Genomic DNA, 13,922 nt, shown 5'->3' with positions numbered 1-13,922 from the left:
TCCTGCTCCGACATTCTGGCAACAGACGCCGCAGTGTGCTGTGTACAACCGTGGGCGTCAGACTGCCATGAAGCCCGGGGGTTGCGGCCCCCGCCGCCTCCACTCTAGTTGGCAGGGGATGCCGCCGTCGCCAGTCCACCCTATGCCGACCGGCGACAGCACGGTCATTCACTCATAACGTGGGCGTCGCGGGATTCGTTTCCGGTCAGGTTTTGCCCTCAGCGAACAGGCTGCCCGACGACCGGATCTCCGGCACGCACGTATGACCCCGGCTGCCTACCCGGTGTACGGAGCGACGTAACCGCAGGGCACCGGACGTGGATGCGCAGGATCGAGCGCGTTGAGCACGTAGGTCGCGGCCCTCGGGCTGCCCGCTATGCCCGTATGACCAGAGTAGTCCGTCGCGCATCCGTCCTGTACCACGATATTGGTCACGCCGGGCCCGGCGACCAATCCCGCGGTGTAGGGCACGACCAGCTCGTCCAGCACGGTCGCGATGTTCGTATAGGCCACACCGGGGTGGTAGACGCCGTCCTTGTTGAGCGTGCGCACGAACTCCGAGCCTTGCAGCACCTGGCGGCATGCCTGGCATGGCGATCCGGCCACCGCGTCGAAGACCGGGCCCAGACCGAGCCGGGTGCCGAAATCGTTCAGTTCCGCCATGCCGCCCGCGTTCGAGCCGAGCCAGGGCGGGGCCAGTCCGACCATCTTGTCCACCTTCGCCGCACCGCCGAGCCGTTTGACGAAGTAGTTGCCGATGAAGTTGCCCTGGGAGTGGCCGATCAGATCGACCCGGTTCGCGCCGGTCGCGGTGAGCACCCGGTTCACGAAGGCGCCGAGCTGTGCCGCGCTCCGTTCGATCGGAAGCATGCCGCCGATGGCCGAAGCGGGCCACGGCAGGTCGTAGGCGCCGAAGGTGCCCGAGTACACGCAGTAGCCCTCATTGGCCAGCAGCGGCGCGTACACGCCCCAATTCGTCTGTGCGCCACCACCGGTGCCGTGCACGAGAACCACCGGGTTCGGATGCGCGGGGCTGGGCCTGCAGGACCAGTTGTTGGTGCCGGGCAGCGAACCACCCGGATTCGCCAGCTCGGCGGGGATGCCGGCGAAGAAGTTGTAGTCGACGGGATATCGCTCCTGCGCGTGCGTTGAGCCCGCCATGGCGCAGACCACGGCGAGCAGCACGACGACCAACGAAAAGCCTGAGACACCTCGCACGATAGCCTCCAGGTATCGACCGTGTTCCGGGAAGCTACCGCATGGAGTGTCCCAGGCGGAGGGGATTCCAGTGGATTGCCGCGGAAAACTACCGCTGACCGAAAGCAGTCGCCGCGGGCTGGTTCGGCGCCGCGTACTGGCCCGCGACCATCTGACCCGCCGTCCCCGCCGCGACGGTCGACTTCCCCTGCTGGATGCCCGCGACGAACAGCGCGCCGCACAGCGCCAGGAAGGCCAGCGTGTGGAAGACGCCGCGCACGATGTTCCAACGAACCCAAGCCGATTCGTAATCGGCGCGCACGGCGGCGAGGTCGGTGATGGTGGCGGGGTCACCCGCGGCGGCCAGCTGGTCGTTGAGCGGGACGTTCAAGCCGGAGGTCACCGCGAAGGCGATCACGTTGAGCACCAGCGCGAGCACGATCCAGATCAGCGTGCCGCGGTGCTCCCGCCCCAGGTGCAGCGCCGCGGCCAGGATGGTGAACCCGACCGTGCCGAGGAACCCGATCATGAACCAGGGGTTGATGATCACCACGTTGATCTTCTGCATCACGTCGATGATCGTCCGATCGTCCGTGCGGGCCAGCGCGGGCATCACCGAATTGGCGTACGCGTAGAAAAGGCCCGCGATCAGGCCCGTCGCCAGCGTGGCGAGCACCAGTGCGGCGAGACGTGTGGCGGTCATGACTTCCTCCTGCTCGGAAAACCCGGCCGGTGCGTCAGTCGCTCCGGCTGCGTGTATCCAAGTCAAGCCGCTGACACAGGCACTCTCCATGGCCGAGAAGCTCGACCGGCTAAGCGAGCGTCTACGGTGGAGGTCTCACAGATCCCGATCGGAAATGAGCCCACTCTGCATGGCCAATCCAGCCAGCCGCACCCGCTTCTGGTTCTGCGGCAGATCCTCCACGCCGAACTTGGCGAACAGGGCGCGAAGATGGGTCTTGATCGCGTCGACGCTGAGGAACAGCTCCTCCGCGATCTGCTGATTGGAGGCGGGCGTGGCGAAGCCCGCGCCGTGCTTGTATGGGCGGCACAGCGCGATCAGCACCGAGCGCTGGGTCTCGGTGAGCGAGCGCGCGGTGGGGATCGAGCCGGTCGAGGTGCGGGTGATGTCGTCGGGCACACCGCCGAAATCGTGGAAGGACACCTTCGAGGTGCCGACCCGGATGACGTCGCCTGCCATCAGCCTGCGCCGGCCGACGAGCCGGTCGCCGTTGACGAAAGTGCCGTTGCGCGAAAGGCCGTCGTCGACGATGGTCCAGTGCGCACCGAGGTACTCGACCGCCGCGTGCAGGCGGGAGACTTCCGCGTCCCAGCTCAGGGCCAAATCGGCATGCGGAGAACGGCCGATCGTGACCCGGCCGCGGTCCGGCGTGAGCGTGAACTCCTGTTGTCGACCGGCGTCATCGATGAACCGCAAGAATGATCCGACGAATCCTGTCACTGCGCCGATACCTCGCCTTTCCATACCGCCAGTGACCGTCGCACGTTTCCATGGTGCCGCGTTCTGGAACCTCGAGCAAGATCGATTCGTCCGCCATCATGGCCCACCGTGTCATCCGGTCTTGCTGCTATATCGAAGCCCTATCACAAACAAGACCGCCGCCCCGACGTCGCACGATTCGCCGGGACGGCGGCCGAAATAGAACTATCCCTTCGCGGCCTTGTTGTACGCGTCGGTGATGTCGGCGGAGATACGGCCCCGCGCGGACACCTTGTGTCCATTCCGACGCGCCCACTCGCGAATTGCGGCGCTTTGTTCCCGGTCGATGGAGACCCGGCTCTTGGGCGTACCCGCCGCCGTCGCGGCGGCCTTGACCCGGCGCCGACCGCTGACCCGGCGCGCATTCGAAACCCACTCGTCCAAACCGTCGCGCAGCTTCGCCGCATTTGCCGACGACAGGTCGATCTCGTACGACACACCGTCGATCGCAAACTCGATGGTCTCGTCTGCGATGGACTCACCGTCGACATCGTCGATCAGGCTAACGGTGACCTTCTTTGCCATGAGATGAACGTCCTCTCGAAATCGTGCGACCCGCATACTAGGCCGATTACCCGAGGCAAGAATACCTCGAATTCCGGAAATTCCAAGACGGAGTCGCTGCTTTGCAATCAGAGTGGTCACCTGGTGACCGGACGCACAATTGGGAACAGTATCGTTTCTCGGATTCCCAATCCCGTCAGCGCCATCAACAACCGATCGATTCCCATACCGGTTCCGGTGGTCGGCGGCATGCCGTGCTCCATCGCGGCGAGGAAGTCCTCGTCCAGTGCCATGGCCTCGTCGTCACCCTGCGCGGCCAGCCGAGCCTGGTCCACGAACCGCTCGCGCTGGATCACCGGGTCGACCAACTCCGAATAGCCAGTGGCCAACTCGAAGCCCCGCACATAGAGGTCCCACTTCTCCGTCACGCCTGCCCGGCTGCGATGCTGCCTGGTCAGCGGGGATGTCTCCACCGGGAAGTCGCGCACGAAAGTCGGTGCGTACAGCTTGTCGCCATACTGGTGTTCCCAGAGTTCCTCGACGAGTTTCCCGTGGCCATAGCCCTTGTCCTCCGGAATTTCCAGACCGACCCGATCCGCGAGCGCGCGCAATTCGGCAACGGACGTTTCCGGCGTGATCGAGACTCCCAGCGCATCCGACAGCGAGGGGTACATCTCCACAGTCGCCCACTCGCCGCGTAGATCGTATTCGGTGCCGTCGGCCAGGGTCACCACCTGCGTGCCGAACACCTCTTGGGCCACTTCCTGCACCAATTCCCGGATCATCCGCGCCGAGTCGTCATAGGTGCCATATGCCTGGTATGTCTCCAGCATCGCGAACTCGGGGGAATGCGTGGAGTCCGCGCCTTCGTTCCGGAAGTTCCGGTTGATCTCGAAGACCTGCTCCAGGCCGCCGACCACGCAGCGCTTCAGGAACAACTCGGGCGCGATGCGCAGGTAGAGGTCCATATCCAGCGCATTCGAATGGGTGACGAACGGCCGGGCCGCCGCGCCGCCGTGCAGCGTCTGCAGCATCGGCGTCTCCACCTCGAGGAATCCCCTGCGCTCGAGTGCGTTGCGCATCGCCCGCACCACGGCGATGCGGGTACGCGCCATTTCCCTGGCTTCCGGACGCACGATCAAGTCGACATAACGCTGCCGGACCCGGGACTCCTCGTTCATCTCTTTGTGCGCGACCGGCAGCGGGCGCAGCGCCTTCGCCGCCATGAACCAGGAGTCGGCCATGACGCTCAGCTCCCCGGTCCGCGAGACGATGACCTCCCCCTGCACGAAGACGAAGTCACCGAGGTCGACGTCGGCCTTCCAGGCGGCAAGCGCGTCCGCGCCCACGCCGTTGAGGCTGATCATCGCCTGTAGCTTGGTGCCGTCGCCCTCCTGCAGCGTCGCGAAACACAACTTGCCGGTATTACGCATGAATATGACGCGTCCGGCGACACCGACCTGCTGGCCGGTGGCTGTGTCGGCGGCCAGGTCGGGATATGCGGCCCGAATTTCGGCGAGGGTATGCGTACGCGGCACGACGACCGGATACGCCTCGCCACCGGCCGCGAGCAGCCGCTCCCGCTTCTCCCGGCGAATCCGTATCTGCTCCGGGGCGTCGTCGGCGTCGGCCGCCACGGCAGGCCGCGAATCCGATGTCGATGCGCCGGCGGATGCAGAGTTCGGGGTGCTCACATCGAACAACCCTAGCGTGCACCAGAAATCGTTTTGCGGGCCGCCCAGGCTCCAGCCCGTAGTAACGAAACGGTATCGGCCCGGCGACCCACCCGAAGCGCTCCGCGGACACTCAGGGAACTCGAAATAGCCGGTGCGCATCGCGAGGTGCGCGAAAACACCTGGACGCCCGGCTAATTCGAGATGGAAGTGATCGCGGGAATTTACAGGGAGGCGAGCGCCTCCAGCTCGCGGGTGAAGTGCGGCGCCCGCACCGCGACGTTCAGCAGCCCCGCCGCCTTCAGTGCCTGGTAGCCGCCGACCAGGTCGGTCGCCCGATGCAGTCCGAGTTGTTGCAGCGCCGCGGCGGCCAGGCTGGAGGTATAGCCCTCCGAGCAGACGACGATCCACTCCACGTCGTGGTCGGCGGCCAAGGCCAGCCGGGCGGAACTGGCGGGATCCAGCCGCCATTCCAGCACATTGCGCTCGATCACCAAGGCGCCGGGCAAGGTGCCCTCGCGCCCGCGCTGCGCCTGGGGCCGGATATCCACCAGAATGGCGCCCCGCTCGATCGCTTCCGGCAATTCGAAGGCGTAGATCCGGCTCAGCTGGGCCCGCGCGTTCTCGAGCATCTGATCGACGGTCAAACGGGTCATTACATATCACCTTCGGGCTGGTCGGTGAGGACGGTTCGGGTGCGCCGCAAAGTGCCGTGGCCGGTCACCTCGTAATACGACATAGCGGTAAGCGGCGGGGAATAGGCGTGCACGCTCAGCGTGGGATCGAGCGGGCCCGCGGATTCAGCGGCGCCCGCCATACCGGCGGGCGCGCGCATGACGTCGTGCACCCAACCGATCGGGAACGACGCCTGATCGCCCGCCGTGAGCGTGCGGGAGCGCAGTTCCCTTCCATTCCACCGATATTCGGACAGCGCGCCGCTGAGCACGGTCAGCGCGCCGAGCGATCCGGCGTGGTCGTGCAGCTCGGTGGATTTGTCCGGCGTCCAGCTGATCAGCCAGACGTCCACCTCGTCGTCGGCGAGCAACCTGGTCGCCCAGCGCTCGTCGGCCGGCCACTCGCCGTTCGCGGGAAGCAGATGGTCATACCGCCCGGCCAGCACGTCTTCGGCACCTTCGTCGGTCAGCCGCAGCAGATCGGCCGGACGCAGCCGAGTGGGCAGTGCGGGCGCAACCGGACGATCCAGCGGCGGGGTGGCCGACAACGCGGTACGCGCGGATGAAAGGGAAAGTACGGAAGAACGCATGAGCGAATCTCCAGGAGGATGGTATCGGTCGAGGGCGGGTACTCAGCCTCGATCGGTCGAGGCAGGTCAGCCTCGACAACACTCCTGGGTGCTCACGCTAGAAAACACGAGTGCGAGTTTAACAGCACGGTGTGCGGTATCGGCAAGTGCCTGTCCTGCGACAAATCCAACACCGCGCATATCAGACACTTCCCTTGCGCCGCTGGTTGCGTTCGTATACAAGGCGCAGGCCGGTCAGCGTGAGATGCGGGTCATGGTCCTCGATGGTCTCGGATTCCGGGACGATCAGTGGCGCGGTCGCCCCGGTCGCCACCACCGCCACGTCGTCGCCCGCGAAGGCGTCGAACTCGTCGCGGATCCGATCGATCAGCCCGTCGACCAGGCCGGCGAATCCGAATACCGCGCCGGACTGCATGCACTCCATGCTGTTCTTGCCCAGCACCGACCGCGGCCTGGCCAACTCGGCCCGCCGCAGCGCGCTGCGTTCCACCAGCGCCTCGGTGGAGATCTCCACGCCGGGCGCGATGATGCCGCCGAGAAACTCACCCTTCTTCGACACCAGATCCACGCAGATCGCCGTCCCGAAATCGACGACGATCGCGGCCGAGGAATACCGCTGGTAGGCGGCCAGGCAATTGACGATGCGGTCCGCCCCGACTTCTTTCGGATTGTCGACCAGCAGCGGAATGCCCGTGCGCACACCCGGTTCCACCAGCACGTGCGGAACATGACCCCAGTACTCGCTCAGCATTCCGCGGAGTTCGCGCAGTACCGGCGGCACGGTCGACAGCGCGGCGACGCCGACCACCTCGTCCAGTTGCGCGCCGACCAGCCCGCGCACCTGCATGGCGAATTCGTCGGCGGTCAGCAGCGGGTTGGTGTGCATGCGCCAGTGCCGCACCAGTTTCGAATGCGCTCCGGTCCCCGAGAACAGACCGAGTTCGATACTGGTGTTGCGGACATCGATGGTCAGCAGCATGTCCCGGTCGCCGGCTCTCAGGCGAACGACAGGGAGCGCGGCGAGGTCAGTCCCGAGCCCTCCGGCGCGTGCGCCGGGTCCGCGCCCAGCTCGACCGGGCGGTTGCGCTCGTCGACGAACACCACCTTGGGGGCGTACTCCGCGAGTTCCTGCTCGTTCAGCTGACCGTAGGCGATCAGGATGACCAGGTCACCGGGGTGCACCAGGTGGGCGGCGGCTCCGTTGATCCCGATCACGCCGGAACCCCGCTCACCGGCGATGACGTAGGTCTCCAGCCGGGCGCCGTTGTCGATGTCCACGATGCAGACCTGCTCGCCTTCCAGCAGGTCGGCGGCGTCGAGCAGGTCCTGATCCACCGTGACCGAACCGACGTAGTGCAGGTCGGCGTGCGTCACGGTGGCGCGGTGGATCTTCGACTTCATCATGGTGCGCAGCATTGCGTCGCCCTTTCTAGTTCGCGGGAGGGAGCAGGGCGGGATCTGACACCGCCGGGGCAGGCTGGGAGGAATCCGCGGCGGGCCGCGAACCGGAGACGGCGGGGTGCCCGTCGATCGGAGCGCCGAGGGTGAGGGCGATGTTGTCGATGAGCCGGGTGGCGCCGACCTTGGCCGCGATCAGCAACCTGGCATTGCCGGTCGCCGGGGCCGGACCCAGGTTGGCCGAACGCAGCTCTAGGTAGTCGAGGTCGACGCCGGTCACGGCGTCGAGCACCTGGCGGGCGGCGGCCAAGACGGCCGCGCCGCCGAGACCGCCCGCGTGCTTGCCCGCCGACAACGCGGCGGACAGCGCGAGCGCCGATTCGCGCTGCGCCGGATCGAGGTAGCGGTTGCGCGAGGACAGGGCCAAGCCGTCGGCCTCGCGAACGGTGACCACCGGCGTGATCTTCACGTCGAAATTCAGGTCGCGAACCATCTGCCGGATCAGCGTGAGCTGCTGGTAGTCCTTCTCACCGAAGAACGCCTCGGTGGGCCACGCGATCTGCAGCAATTTGGCGACCACGGTGAGCATGCCCGCGAAATGGGTCGGGCGGCTTGCCCCCTCGAGCTCGGCGCCGAGCGGGCCCGGGTGCACGGTGGTGCGTGGGCCGTCCGGGTACATATCGGACACGCTCGGCGCGAACACCAGCTCGATGCCCTCCGCGCGCAGCAGTTCGACGTCGGCGTCCAGCGTGCGGGGGTAGGTGTCCAGATCCTCGTTCGCACCGAACTGCAACGGGTTGACGAAGATCGAGACGATGACCACCTGATTGGTCCGCTTGGCCAGTCGCACGATCTCCAAGTGGCCCTCGTGCAGGGCGCCCATGGTCGGCACCAACGCGACCGTGCGGCCGACGCCGCGCAGGGCGCCGGACACCGCGCTGAGCACCGCGGGATCGTGGTGCACGGTCAGTTCGCCGGGCCGGTAGGCGCCGCGCAATTTCGGGTCGAACATCAGCGTCCTTCCAGCAGTTCGATAACGGCGGGGGCGGCGCCCGCCCGCTCCGCGGTGCGCAGCGACAACGCGCGATATCCCTCGGCCAGCCGGGGATCGACCGCGGTCAACGCGGCCAGGTGGGCGGCGACCGCGTCCGCGTCGCCGCGGGCCACCGGGCCCGTCAGCGCGGACTGGCCGCGGCGCAACGCGTTGTCCAACGCGGCAGAAGCCAGCGGGGCGAGCAGACGCTCGGCCAGCCCGCCCGGCTGATCGTCGACCACCTGCTGGCCGAGCAAGCCGGGACCGGCCAGCGCGACACGCAGCGCGGCCAGCGCGTCGACAACCACCGTGACCAGGTGATTGCTGCCGTGCGCGAGCGCGGCGTGATAGAGCGGCCGGTTCTCTTCCGGCACCCGCACCGGCTCGCCGCCCATCTCGATCACCAGCGACTGCGCGATCGCGTAGCCGACCTCGTCGGCGGCGGTGATGCCGAAGCAGGCGTTGCCGAGCCTGGTCACGTCTTCGTCGTGGCCGGTGAAGGTCATGGCGGGGTGGATGGCCAGCGGAAGGGCGCCGAGCTCGGCCAGCGGGGCTAGTACGCCGATTCCGTTCGCGCCGGAGGTGTGCACCACGATGGTGCTCGGCCGGACGACACCGGCCCCGGCGAGGCCCCGAACCAGACCGGGCAGCTCGGTGTCGGGCACGGCGAGCAGCAGGAGTTCGCTGCGGGCGGCCACCTCTTCGATCGGCAGGATCTCCGAGTCGGGCAGCCGGGTACGGGCGCGCCGAATCGAGGCGTCGGAGATCGCGCAGACGCCGAACACCACATGTCCGGCGCGCTCGAGGGCGGCGCCCAATGCCGAACCCACGCGTCCCGCCGAGACGATTCCCACCGTCAGGCGTGCGGGCGCGGGGTCGTAGCCCGAAGTAGCGCTATCGGAATTCACGCTTCTCGAGGTCAACGTTGTCCTCTCGATGTCGTTCCAGTCCCGCCATGCGGGTACCGGACGGTACGACACGAGGATATCGGCACGCGTTTCGCCGATGCCATGGGGTGCGCGCGTGATTTAGGCCGCAGTGCCGGGCCGGGGACAAGGCCCCGTTCAGCGACCTTCGCGCTGTTCGGACTGCAAGTTCGCCATGATCTCCGCGACCGAGAGACGGCGCGACGGCGCGTCGCCGTCGTGCTCGGCCCTGCGCCGCCTGCGGGTGCTCGGCGTGCCGACGGTCGGCGTGGACGTCGGCCGCAAAACGGGCTCGGGGCGCACGGCAGGCTGCGTCGGAGGTTCGTCGAGCGGTTCCTCGACCGTCTCGGTGAAGGCGTCGGCCCAGCCGCGGGGCCCGGCGTACCGGTCGTGCTCGTCGTCGTCCTCGTCGAAGGAGACGACCGCGGTCTCGGCGGTGACCGGCTCGTCGAAGGGGCTGGCGAAGACCGGCGGCTCGGGGTGATCGGGCTCGAAGATCGGCGTCATACTGCTATGCGGTTGCTGGTCGGCGAAGACCGACCACATTCCGGCATTCGCGGAGCTATTGTTCGCCGATTCCGCACTGGAGCTGGTCAGCTCTTGAATCCGGGTCGCGTCGGCGCGCAGCGCGGGGCGATCCATCGGCAGATCGCCGTCGAACAGCCGTTGCAGGCTCTGGCGCAGCACGGTGAGCTCGGCACGCAGCGCCGCGAGTTCGGCCGCGTCGGCGCCCACTTCCTCGCGCACGCGCGCCTCGACGCCGAGCTCGTACTCGCGGCGCGCGGTGATCTCCCGTTCCAGCTGCAATTCGTAGACCGTCTGCAGATCGCGGACCTTCGCCTTGTCGACCGTCGCCTCTTTGCGGTACTTCGTCGCGGCCAGCGCGCCGACCGCGGCCGCCCACAGCGCCGCGACCAGACCTACCCGTACGAACTGCACATTGTTACTGAAGACCAGGAAAACGCTGGCAACCAGACCCAAAAGAATCAGGACGCCGGTGAACAGTTTTCCCGCATCGTCCCGCCGTCGACGGGAAGTGCTGCTACGGGAGGGTGAAGCCATGCCAGCCAGGGTAGCCAAAACGTGGACCGTCGCCCAGATCGCGGTTGGGTGATATCGCTCGTGGAACTAGCTACGTGGTTGCCGCATCGTCCGTGGGGTCCTCGGGGGCCCGGCAGCAGTACTCCAACCAGAGCGCCGCAGCAACCAAAGCCACCCCCGCCAGCATCCCGACGATCGCGCCAGGGCTGTCGGCCGCCGCGGCGCGCAACGTGCCGCGTTGCGGGAAGACCCAGCACAGGAATCCCAGCCAGATGCCCGCGGCGATCGAACCCACCTGCACCGACGCCTTGGCCAACGCGACGGCGCGGGCTGCCGTGATCGGATGCAGCTGGTGGCGGCCATCGCCGATCTGCTGGTCGTTGACCCTGGCCCGGATCACGAAAGCGAGCACAGCCTCGATGGCGGCCACCGGATAGAGCGAGGCGCCGGCGAAGATCGAGATCGGGGGGAAGTTGTCGTAGGCCACCCTGGTGGCGATCCACGCGACGAGCGCAGCGATGAGCACGTTCGCGACGATGTCCAGGACGCGGGTCGGCTTCAGTTTCACGACGCCGTGCCCGTCAGCGAGAAGTCGGTGCGGCGCACACCGGCGCGCTCGGCCGGATCGAGCCGCTCCAGCAGGTCCGTGACGGAGTACGCCGTGCCGTCGACCTCGAGCACCGCGTCCGGCACGACGTCCAGCCATGGCACCAGCACGAAGGCACGGCGGTGCGCCTGCGGGTGCGGCAGGATCAGATCCGGGTCGGTGCTGCGACAAGCCACGGGCTCGCCGTTGTGCAGTTCAGCGCACCACACCACGTCCACGTCGAGCGTGCGCGCGCCCCAGCGCACGTCGCGGACCCGCCCCGCGGCCTGCTCCAGCTCTTGGCCGCGGCGCAGCCAGTCCGCGCAGCCGAATACCGGATCATCTACCAGCACAGCGGCATTGAGGTAGTCCTCCTGCGGGACACCGCCCCATGGCGCGGTCGAGTACACCGCGGACACGGATAGCACCCGGTGGCCGAACCCGTCCAGGACGCTGCGTAGGTGCGCAAGCCGGTCACCCAGATTCGAGCCGATGGACAGCACCGCACGAGTCATCGGCACGCCTCCGCGGCGCTCCGCTCGGTTCGCAAATGGGCCGCGGCCGGATTTCGGGACCTCATGCTGTGCCCACTTTCCTGCGCTGCTGCCTCCTGGCCTGACCATTCATGCGGGATGCTCCCCTCGGTGGCGCGAGGTGACCACCCGGACGTCGGCGAAGGTGTGTGGGATCGGCGCGGACGGCTTGTGCAGCACCACCTCGACCGAGCTGATCCGGGGATCGGTCATCACGTCGTCGGCGATCTCCGACACCACCGACTCGATGAGATTGCGCGGCGGGCCCTGAACGATCCGCACCGCGCGCTCGGCCAGCGCACCGTAGTCCACCGTGGCCGCCAAGTCGTCGGATGCCGCGGCGACGGCGAAATCCACCCACACCGTCAGATCGACCAGGAATTCCTGGCCGTCGCGGCGTTCGTGATCGAACACCCCGTGATGCCCGTAGGCGCGCAAGCCGCGCAACTCGATCCGGTCGGCGCCACGGCGGATCGGCGCGTTCCGCGCCGCGGTACCGGCTTCGGCATGGACCGGGGACTGGCTCATCGGTGAGCTCCTCGCGCACTCGGGCGGACGGTGTCGTGCTCTGCGGCGCGCTGCCGTGCGGAATTCTGCCACGCGTCGGCGACGGCAATGGCATCCAGTGAGGCGCGCACGTCGTGCACACGCACACCCCAGGCGCCGTGCAGCGCGGCGAGCGCGGAGATGGTCGCGGTGGCCGTCTCTCTACCGGCCGCTGGACGCGGGCCGGCCTCGTCGGCGAGCAGCGCGCCGAGGAAACGCTTGCGTGAGGCGCCGATCAGGATCGGCAGTCCGTGCCCGACGAGTTCGGGCAGCGCGCCGAGCAGGGCCCAGTTGTGTTCGGCGTTCTTCGCGAAACCCAGACCCGGGTCGAGGATCAACCTGGATGGATCGACCCCCGCGGCGACGGCCACGTCCACCTGCTCGCTCAACTCGGCAAGCACCTCGGCGACCACGTCGTCGTAGTGGTCGGCGGGGCCGGTGTGCCGGTAGTCGGCCCCAGCCCGCCAGTGCATGAGAATCCACGGGACACCGGCGGACGCGACCACCCGCACCATGTCCGGATCGGCACGGCCACCGGAGACATCGTTCACCACCGAGACCCCGGCTTCGATCGCCGCCTCGGCGACCGCGGCGCGCATGGTGTCCACGCTGGTCGGCACGCCTGCCGCGACCAGTCCACGGATAACGGGCGTAACCCGAGCCGCCTCGGTTGTCGCGTCGACGCGGACCGCACCCGGCCTGGTGGACTCGCCGCCGACATCGATGATGTCCGCGCCAGCGGCATACAGCCGGACACCGTGGGCGATTGCCAGTTCGGGATCGAGATACTTGCCGCCATCGGAGAACGAATCGCTGGTGACGTTCACTACCCCCATCACCACACAGGACCGACCGCCGCGCGCCCTGATTGCTCCCGGCCCGGTCATCTGAGCGTCCGTGACCGTTCCTTCGTCATCGGCCCGGCCGGTAATCGTCGCGCTCTCACCGCTCCTCGCGGTGTCATCCCTCGTCGCTCCAGTCGCTGCGCTTTCCTCGCTCCTCGGTTCGGACACCGCCGGCCCGCTCACTTACGCAGAATGAGATCGAGCGCCTCGGCGCGCGAGGCGGCGTTGGACTGGAGCAGTCCGCGCACCGCGGAGGTGGTGGTGCTGGCGCCCGGCTTGCGAATGCCGCGCATCGCCATGCACAGGTGCTCGGCCTCGACCACCACGATGGCGCCGCGCGGGTCCAGCTTGCGCATCACCGCGTCGGCGATCTGGCTGGTCAGGCGTTCCTGCACCTGCGGGCGCTTGGCGTACAGGTCGACCAGCCTGGCAAGTTTGGACAGACCGGTGACCCGGCCGTGCAGGCCGGGGATGTAGCCGACGTGAGCGACGCCGTGGAAAGACACGAGGTGGTGCTCACAGGTCGAGTACATCGGGATGTCCCGGACCAGGACGAGTTCCTGATGCCCTTCGTCGAACGTGGTGTTGAGCACGGAATCCGGCTCCACGTAGAGCCCGGCGAACGTCTCCCGGTACGCCCGCGCGACCCGGGCGGGCGTCTCCCGCAGACCTGGCCGATCCGGGTCCTCGCCGACAGCGATCAACAACTCCCGCACCGCGGCTTCGGCGCGGGCCTGGTCGAACGACTTGCCGGTTTCCAGCGCGACCAAGCCGGGCTCGGTGATGCCGAGGTCGACACCGTCGTGTTCAGCAGCATTCGACTCGGCGAGGACGTAGCCGCCGCCGTGATTGTTGGGCGACAATCGAGGACACCT

Annotated in this window: 17 protein-coding genes; all 17 read right to left on the bottom strand. The window is 67.7% G+C overall.

Translation table 11 applies throughout. From position 1 onward, the window contains the following. Positions 1–276 precede the first annotated feature (276 nt). The 17 genes from IU459_RS19520 to folE all read right to left on the bottom strand — a co-directional run bounded on the left by IU459_RS19520 (position 277) and on the right by folE (position 13,832). A complete protein-coding gene (locus IU459_RS19520) occupies positions 277–1,161 on the bottom strand; it encodes an esterase/lipase family protein (RefSeq protein WP_195131094.1) in 885 nt (294 codons plus the stop codon). Between the two features lie 145 nt (positions 1,162–1,306). Continuing rightward, positions 1,307–1,900, bottom strand: a complete 594-nt coding sequence (locus tag IU459_RS19515) for an anthrone oxygenase family protein (RefSeq protein WP_195130977.1) — start codon at positions 1,898–1,900, stop codon at positions 1,307–1,309. 135 nt (positions 1,901–2,035) lie between these two features. Beyond that, entirely contained in the window at positions 2,036–2,683 is a 648-nt protein-coding gene (locus IU459_RS19510; RefSeq protein ID WP_195130976.1) for an FHA domain-containing protein, read from the bottom strand. A 180-nt stretch (positions 2,684–2,863) separates the two neighbouring features. Then, positions 2,864–3,223: a histone-like nucleoid-structuring protein Lsr2 gene (locus tag IU459_RS19505; protein WP_067476126.1), complete on the bottom strand. Its 360-nt coding sequence runs from the start codon at positions 3,221–3,223 to the stop codon at positions 2,864–2,866. A gap of 116 nt (positions 3,224–3,339) precedes the next feature. Then, entirely contained in the window at positions 3,340–4,839 is a 1,500-nt protein-coding gene (gene lysS, locus IU459_RS19500) for a lysine--tRNA ligase (RefSeq protein ID WP_195131093.1), read from the bottom strand. Between the two features lie 260 nt (positions 4,840–5,099). Then, positions 5,100–5,522, bottom strand: a complete 423-nt coding sequence (locus tag IU459_RS19495; RefSeq protein ID WP_195131092.1) for a rhodanese-like domain-containing protein — start codon at positions 5,520–5,522, stop codon at positions 5,100–5,102. An 8-nt stretch (positions 5,523–5,530) separates the two neighbouring features. Then, positions 5,531–6,139: a cysteine dioxygenase gene (locus IU459_RS19490; protein ID WP_195130975.1), complete on the bottom strand. Its 609-nt coding sequence runs from the start codon at positions 6,137–6,139 to the stop codon at positions 5,531–5,533. Between the two features lie 181 nt (positions 6,140–6,320). Then, positions 6,321–7,118, bottom strand: a complete 798-nt coding sequence (locus tag IU459_RS19485; RefSeq protein WP_195130974.1) for a type III pantothenate kinase — start codon at positions 7,116–7,118, stop codon at positions 6,321–6,323. A gap of 17 nt (positions 7,119–7,135) precedes the next feature. Next, the gene (gene panD / locus IU459_RS19480) at positions 7,136–7,555 is read right to left on the bottom strand and encodes an aspartate 1-decarboxylase (RefSeq protein WP_195130973.1); all 420 of its coding nucleotides are present in this window, start codon (positions 7,553–7,555) and stop codon (positions 7,136–7,138) included. 13 nt (positions 7,556–7,568) lie between these two features. Further along, entirely contained in the window at positions 7,569–8,549 is a 981-nt protein-coding gene (gene panC, locus IU459_RS19475; RefSeq protein ID WP_195130972.1) for a pantoate--beta-alanine ligase, read from the bottom strand. After that, on the bottom strand, positions 8,549–9,478 hold the full coding sequence (locus tag IU459_RS19470; RefSeq protein ID WP_195130971.1) for a Rossmann-like and DUF2520 domain-containing protein: 930 nt from the start codon (positions 9,476–9,478) through the stop codon (positions 8,549–8,551). The genes panC and IU459_RS19470 overlap by 1 nt, the downstream gene beginning before the upstream one ends. 156 nt (positions 9,479–9,634) lie before the next feature. After that, on the bottom strand, positions 9,635–10,558 hold the full coding sequence (locus IU459_RS19465; RefSeq protein ID WP_195130970.1) for a DUF6779 domain-containing protein: 924 nt from the start codon (positions 10,556–10,558) through the stop codon (positions 9,635–9,637). A gap of 70 nt (positions 10,559–10,628) precedes the next feature. Beyond that, a complete protein-coding gene (locus IU459_RS19460; protein ID WP_195131091.1) occupies positions 10,629–11,099 on the bottom strand; it encodes a DUF3180 domain-containing protein in 471 nt (156 codons plus the stop codon). 2 nt (positions 11,100–11,101) lie between these two features. Beyond that, positions 11,102–11,638, bottom strand: coding sequence for a 2-amino-4-hydroxy-6-hydroxymethyldihydropteridine diphosphokinase (folK, locus tag IU459_RS19455; RefSeq protein WP_195130969.1), 537 nt, complete (start codon positions 11,636–11,638; stop codon positions 11,102–11,104). A 108-nt stretch (positions 11,639–11,746) separates the two neighbouring features. Beyond that, entirely contained in the window at positions 11,747–12,184 is a 438-nt protein-coding gene (folB, locus tag IU459_RS19450; RefSeq protein ID WP_195130968.1) for a dihydroneopterin aldolase, read from the bottom strand. Further along, entirely contained in the window at positions 12,181–13,038 is an 858-nt protein-coding gene (folP, locus tag IU459_RS19445) for a dihydropteroate synthase (protein WP_228838173.1), read from the bottom strand. The genes folB and folP overlap by 4 nt, the downstream gene beginning before the upstream one ends. A 188-nt stretch (positions 13,039–13,226) precedes the next feature. Continuing rightward, positions 13,227–13,832: a GTP cyclohydrolase I FolE gene (gene folE / locus IU459_RS19440; RefSeq protein ID WP_195131090.1), complete on the bottom strand. Its 606-nt coding sequence runs from the start codon at positions 13,830–13,832 to the stop codon at positions 13,227–13,229. Between the last annotated feature and the right edge of the window lie 90 nt (positions 13,833–13,922).

It is taken from the genome of Nocardia amamiensis (assembly GCF_015477605.1).
Taxonomy (GTDB): Bacteria; Actinomycetota; Actinomycetes; order Mycobacteriales; family Mycobacteriaceae; genus Nocardia; species Nocardia amamiensis_A.
Note: the sequence above shows the minus strand (reverse complement) of the source record. Positions and strands in the feature narration are given on the sequence as shown.

Bases quoted from the DNA above. Each gene is read 5' to 3' on its own strand.
- panC (WP_195130972.1), bottom strand. From the start codon at position 8,549: ATGTTCGACCCGAAATTGCGCGGCGCCTACCGGCCCGGCGAACTGACC.
- IU459_RS19465 (WP_195130970.1), bottom strand. From the start codon at position 10,558: ATGGCTTCACCCTCCCGTAGCAGCACTTCCCGTCGACGGCGGGACGAT.
- folB (WP_195130968.1), bottom strand. From the start codon at position 12,184: ATGAGCCAGTCCCCGGTCCATGCCGAAGCCGGTACCGCGGCGCGGAAC.
- folK (WP_195130969.1), bottom strand. From the start codon at position 11,638: ATGACTCGTGCGGTGCTGTCCATCGGCTCGAATCTGGGTGACCGGCTT.
- panD (WP_195130973.1), bottom strand. From the start codon at position 7,555: ATGCTGCGCACCATGATGAAGTCGAAGATCCACCGCGCCACCGTGACG.
- folP (WP_228838173.1), bottom strand. From the start codon at position 13,038: ATGGGGGTAGTGAACGTCACCAGCGATTCGTTCTCCGATGGCGGCAAG.
- IU459_RS19510 (WP_195130976.1), bottom strand. From the start codon at position 2,683: ATGGAAAGGCGAGGTATCGGCGCAGTGACAGGATTCGTCGGATCATTC.
- IU459_RS19490 (WP_195130975.1), bottom strand. From the start codon at position 6,139: ATGCGTTCTTCCGTACTTTCCCTTTCATCCGCGCGTACCGCGTTGTCG.
- IU459_RS19485 (WP_195130974.1), bottom strand. From the start codon at position 7,118: ATGCTGCTGACCATCGATGTCCGCAACACCAGTATCGAACTCGGTCTG.
- IU459_RS19520 (WP_195131094.1), bottom strand. From the start codon at position 1,161: ATGGCGGGCTCAACGCACGCGCAGGAGCGATATCCCGTCGACTACAAC.
- IU459_RS19515 (WP_195130977.1), bottom strand. From the start codon at position 1,900: ATGACCGCCACACGTCTCGCCGCACTGGTGCTCGCCACGCTGGCGACG.
- IU459_RS19505 (WP_067476126.1), bottom strand. From the start codon at position 3,223: ATGGCAAAGAAGGTCACCGTTAGCCTGATCGACGATGTCGACGGTGAG.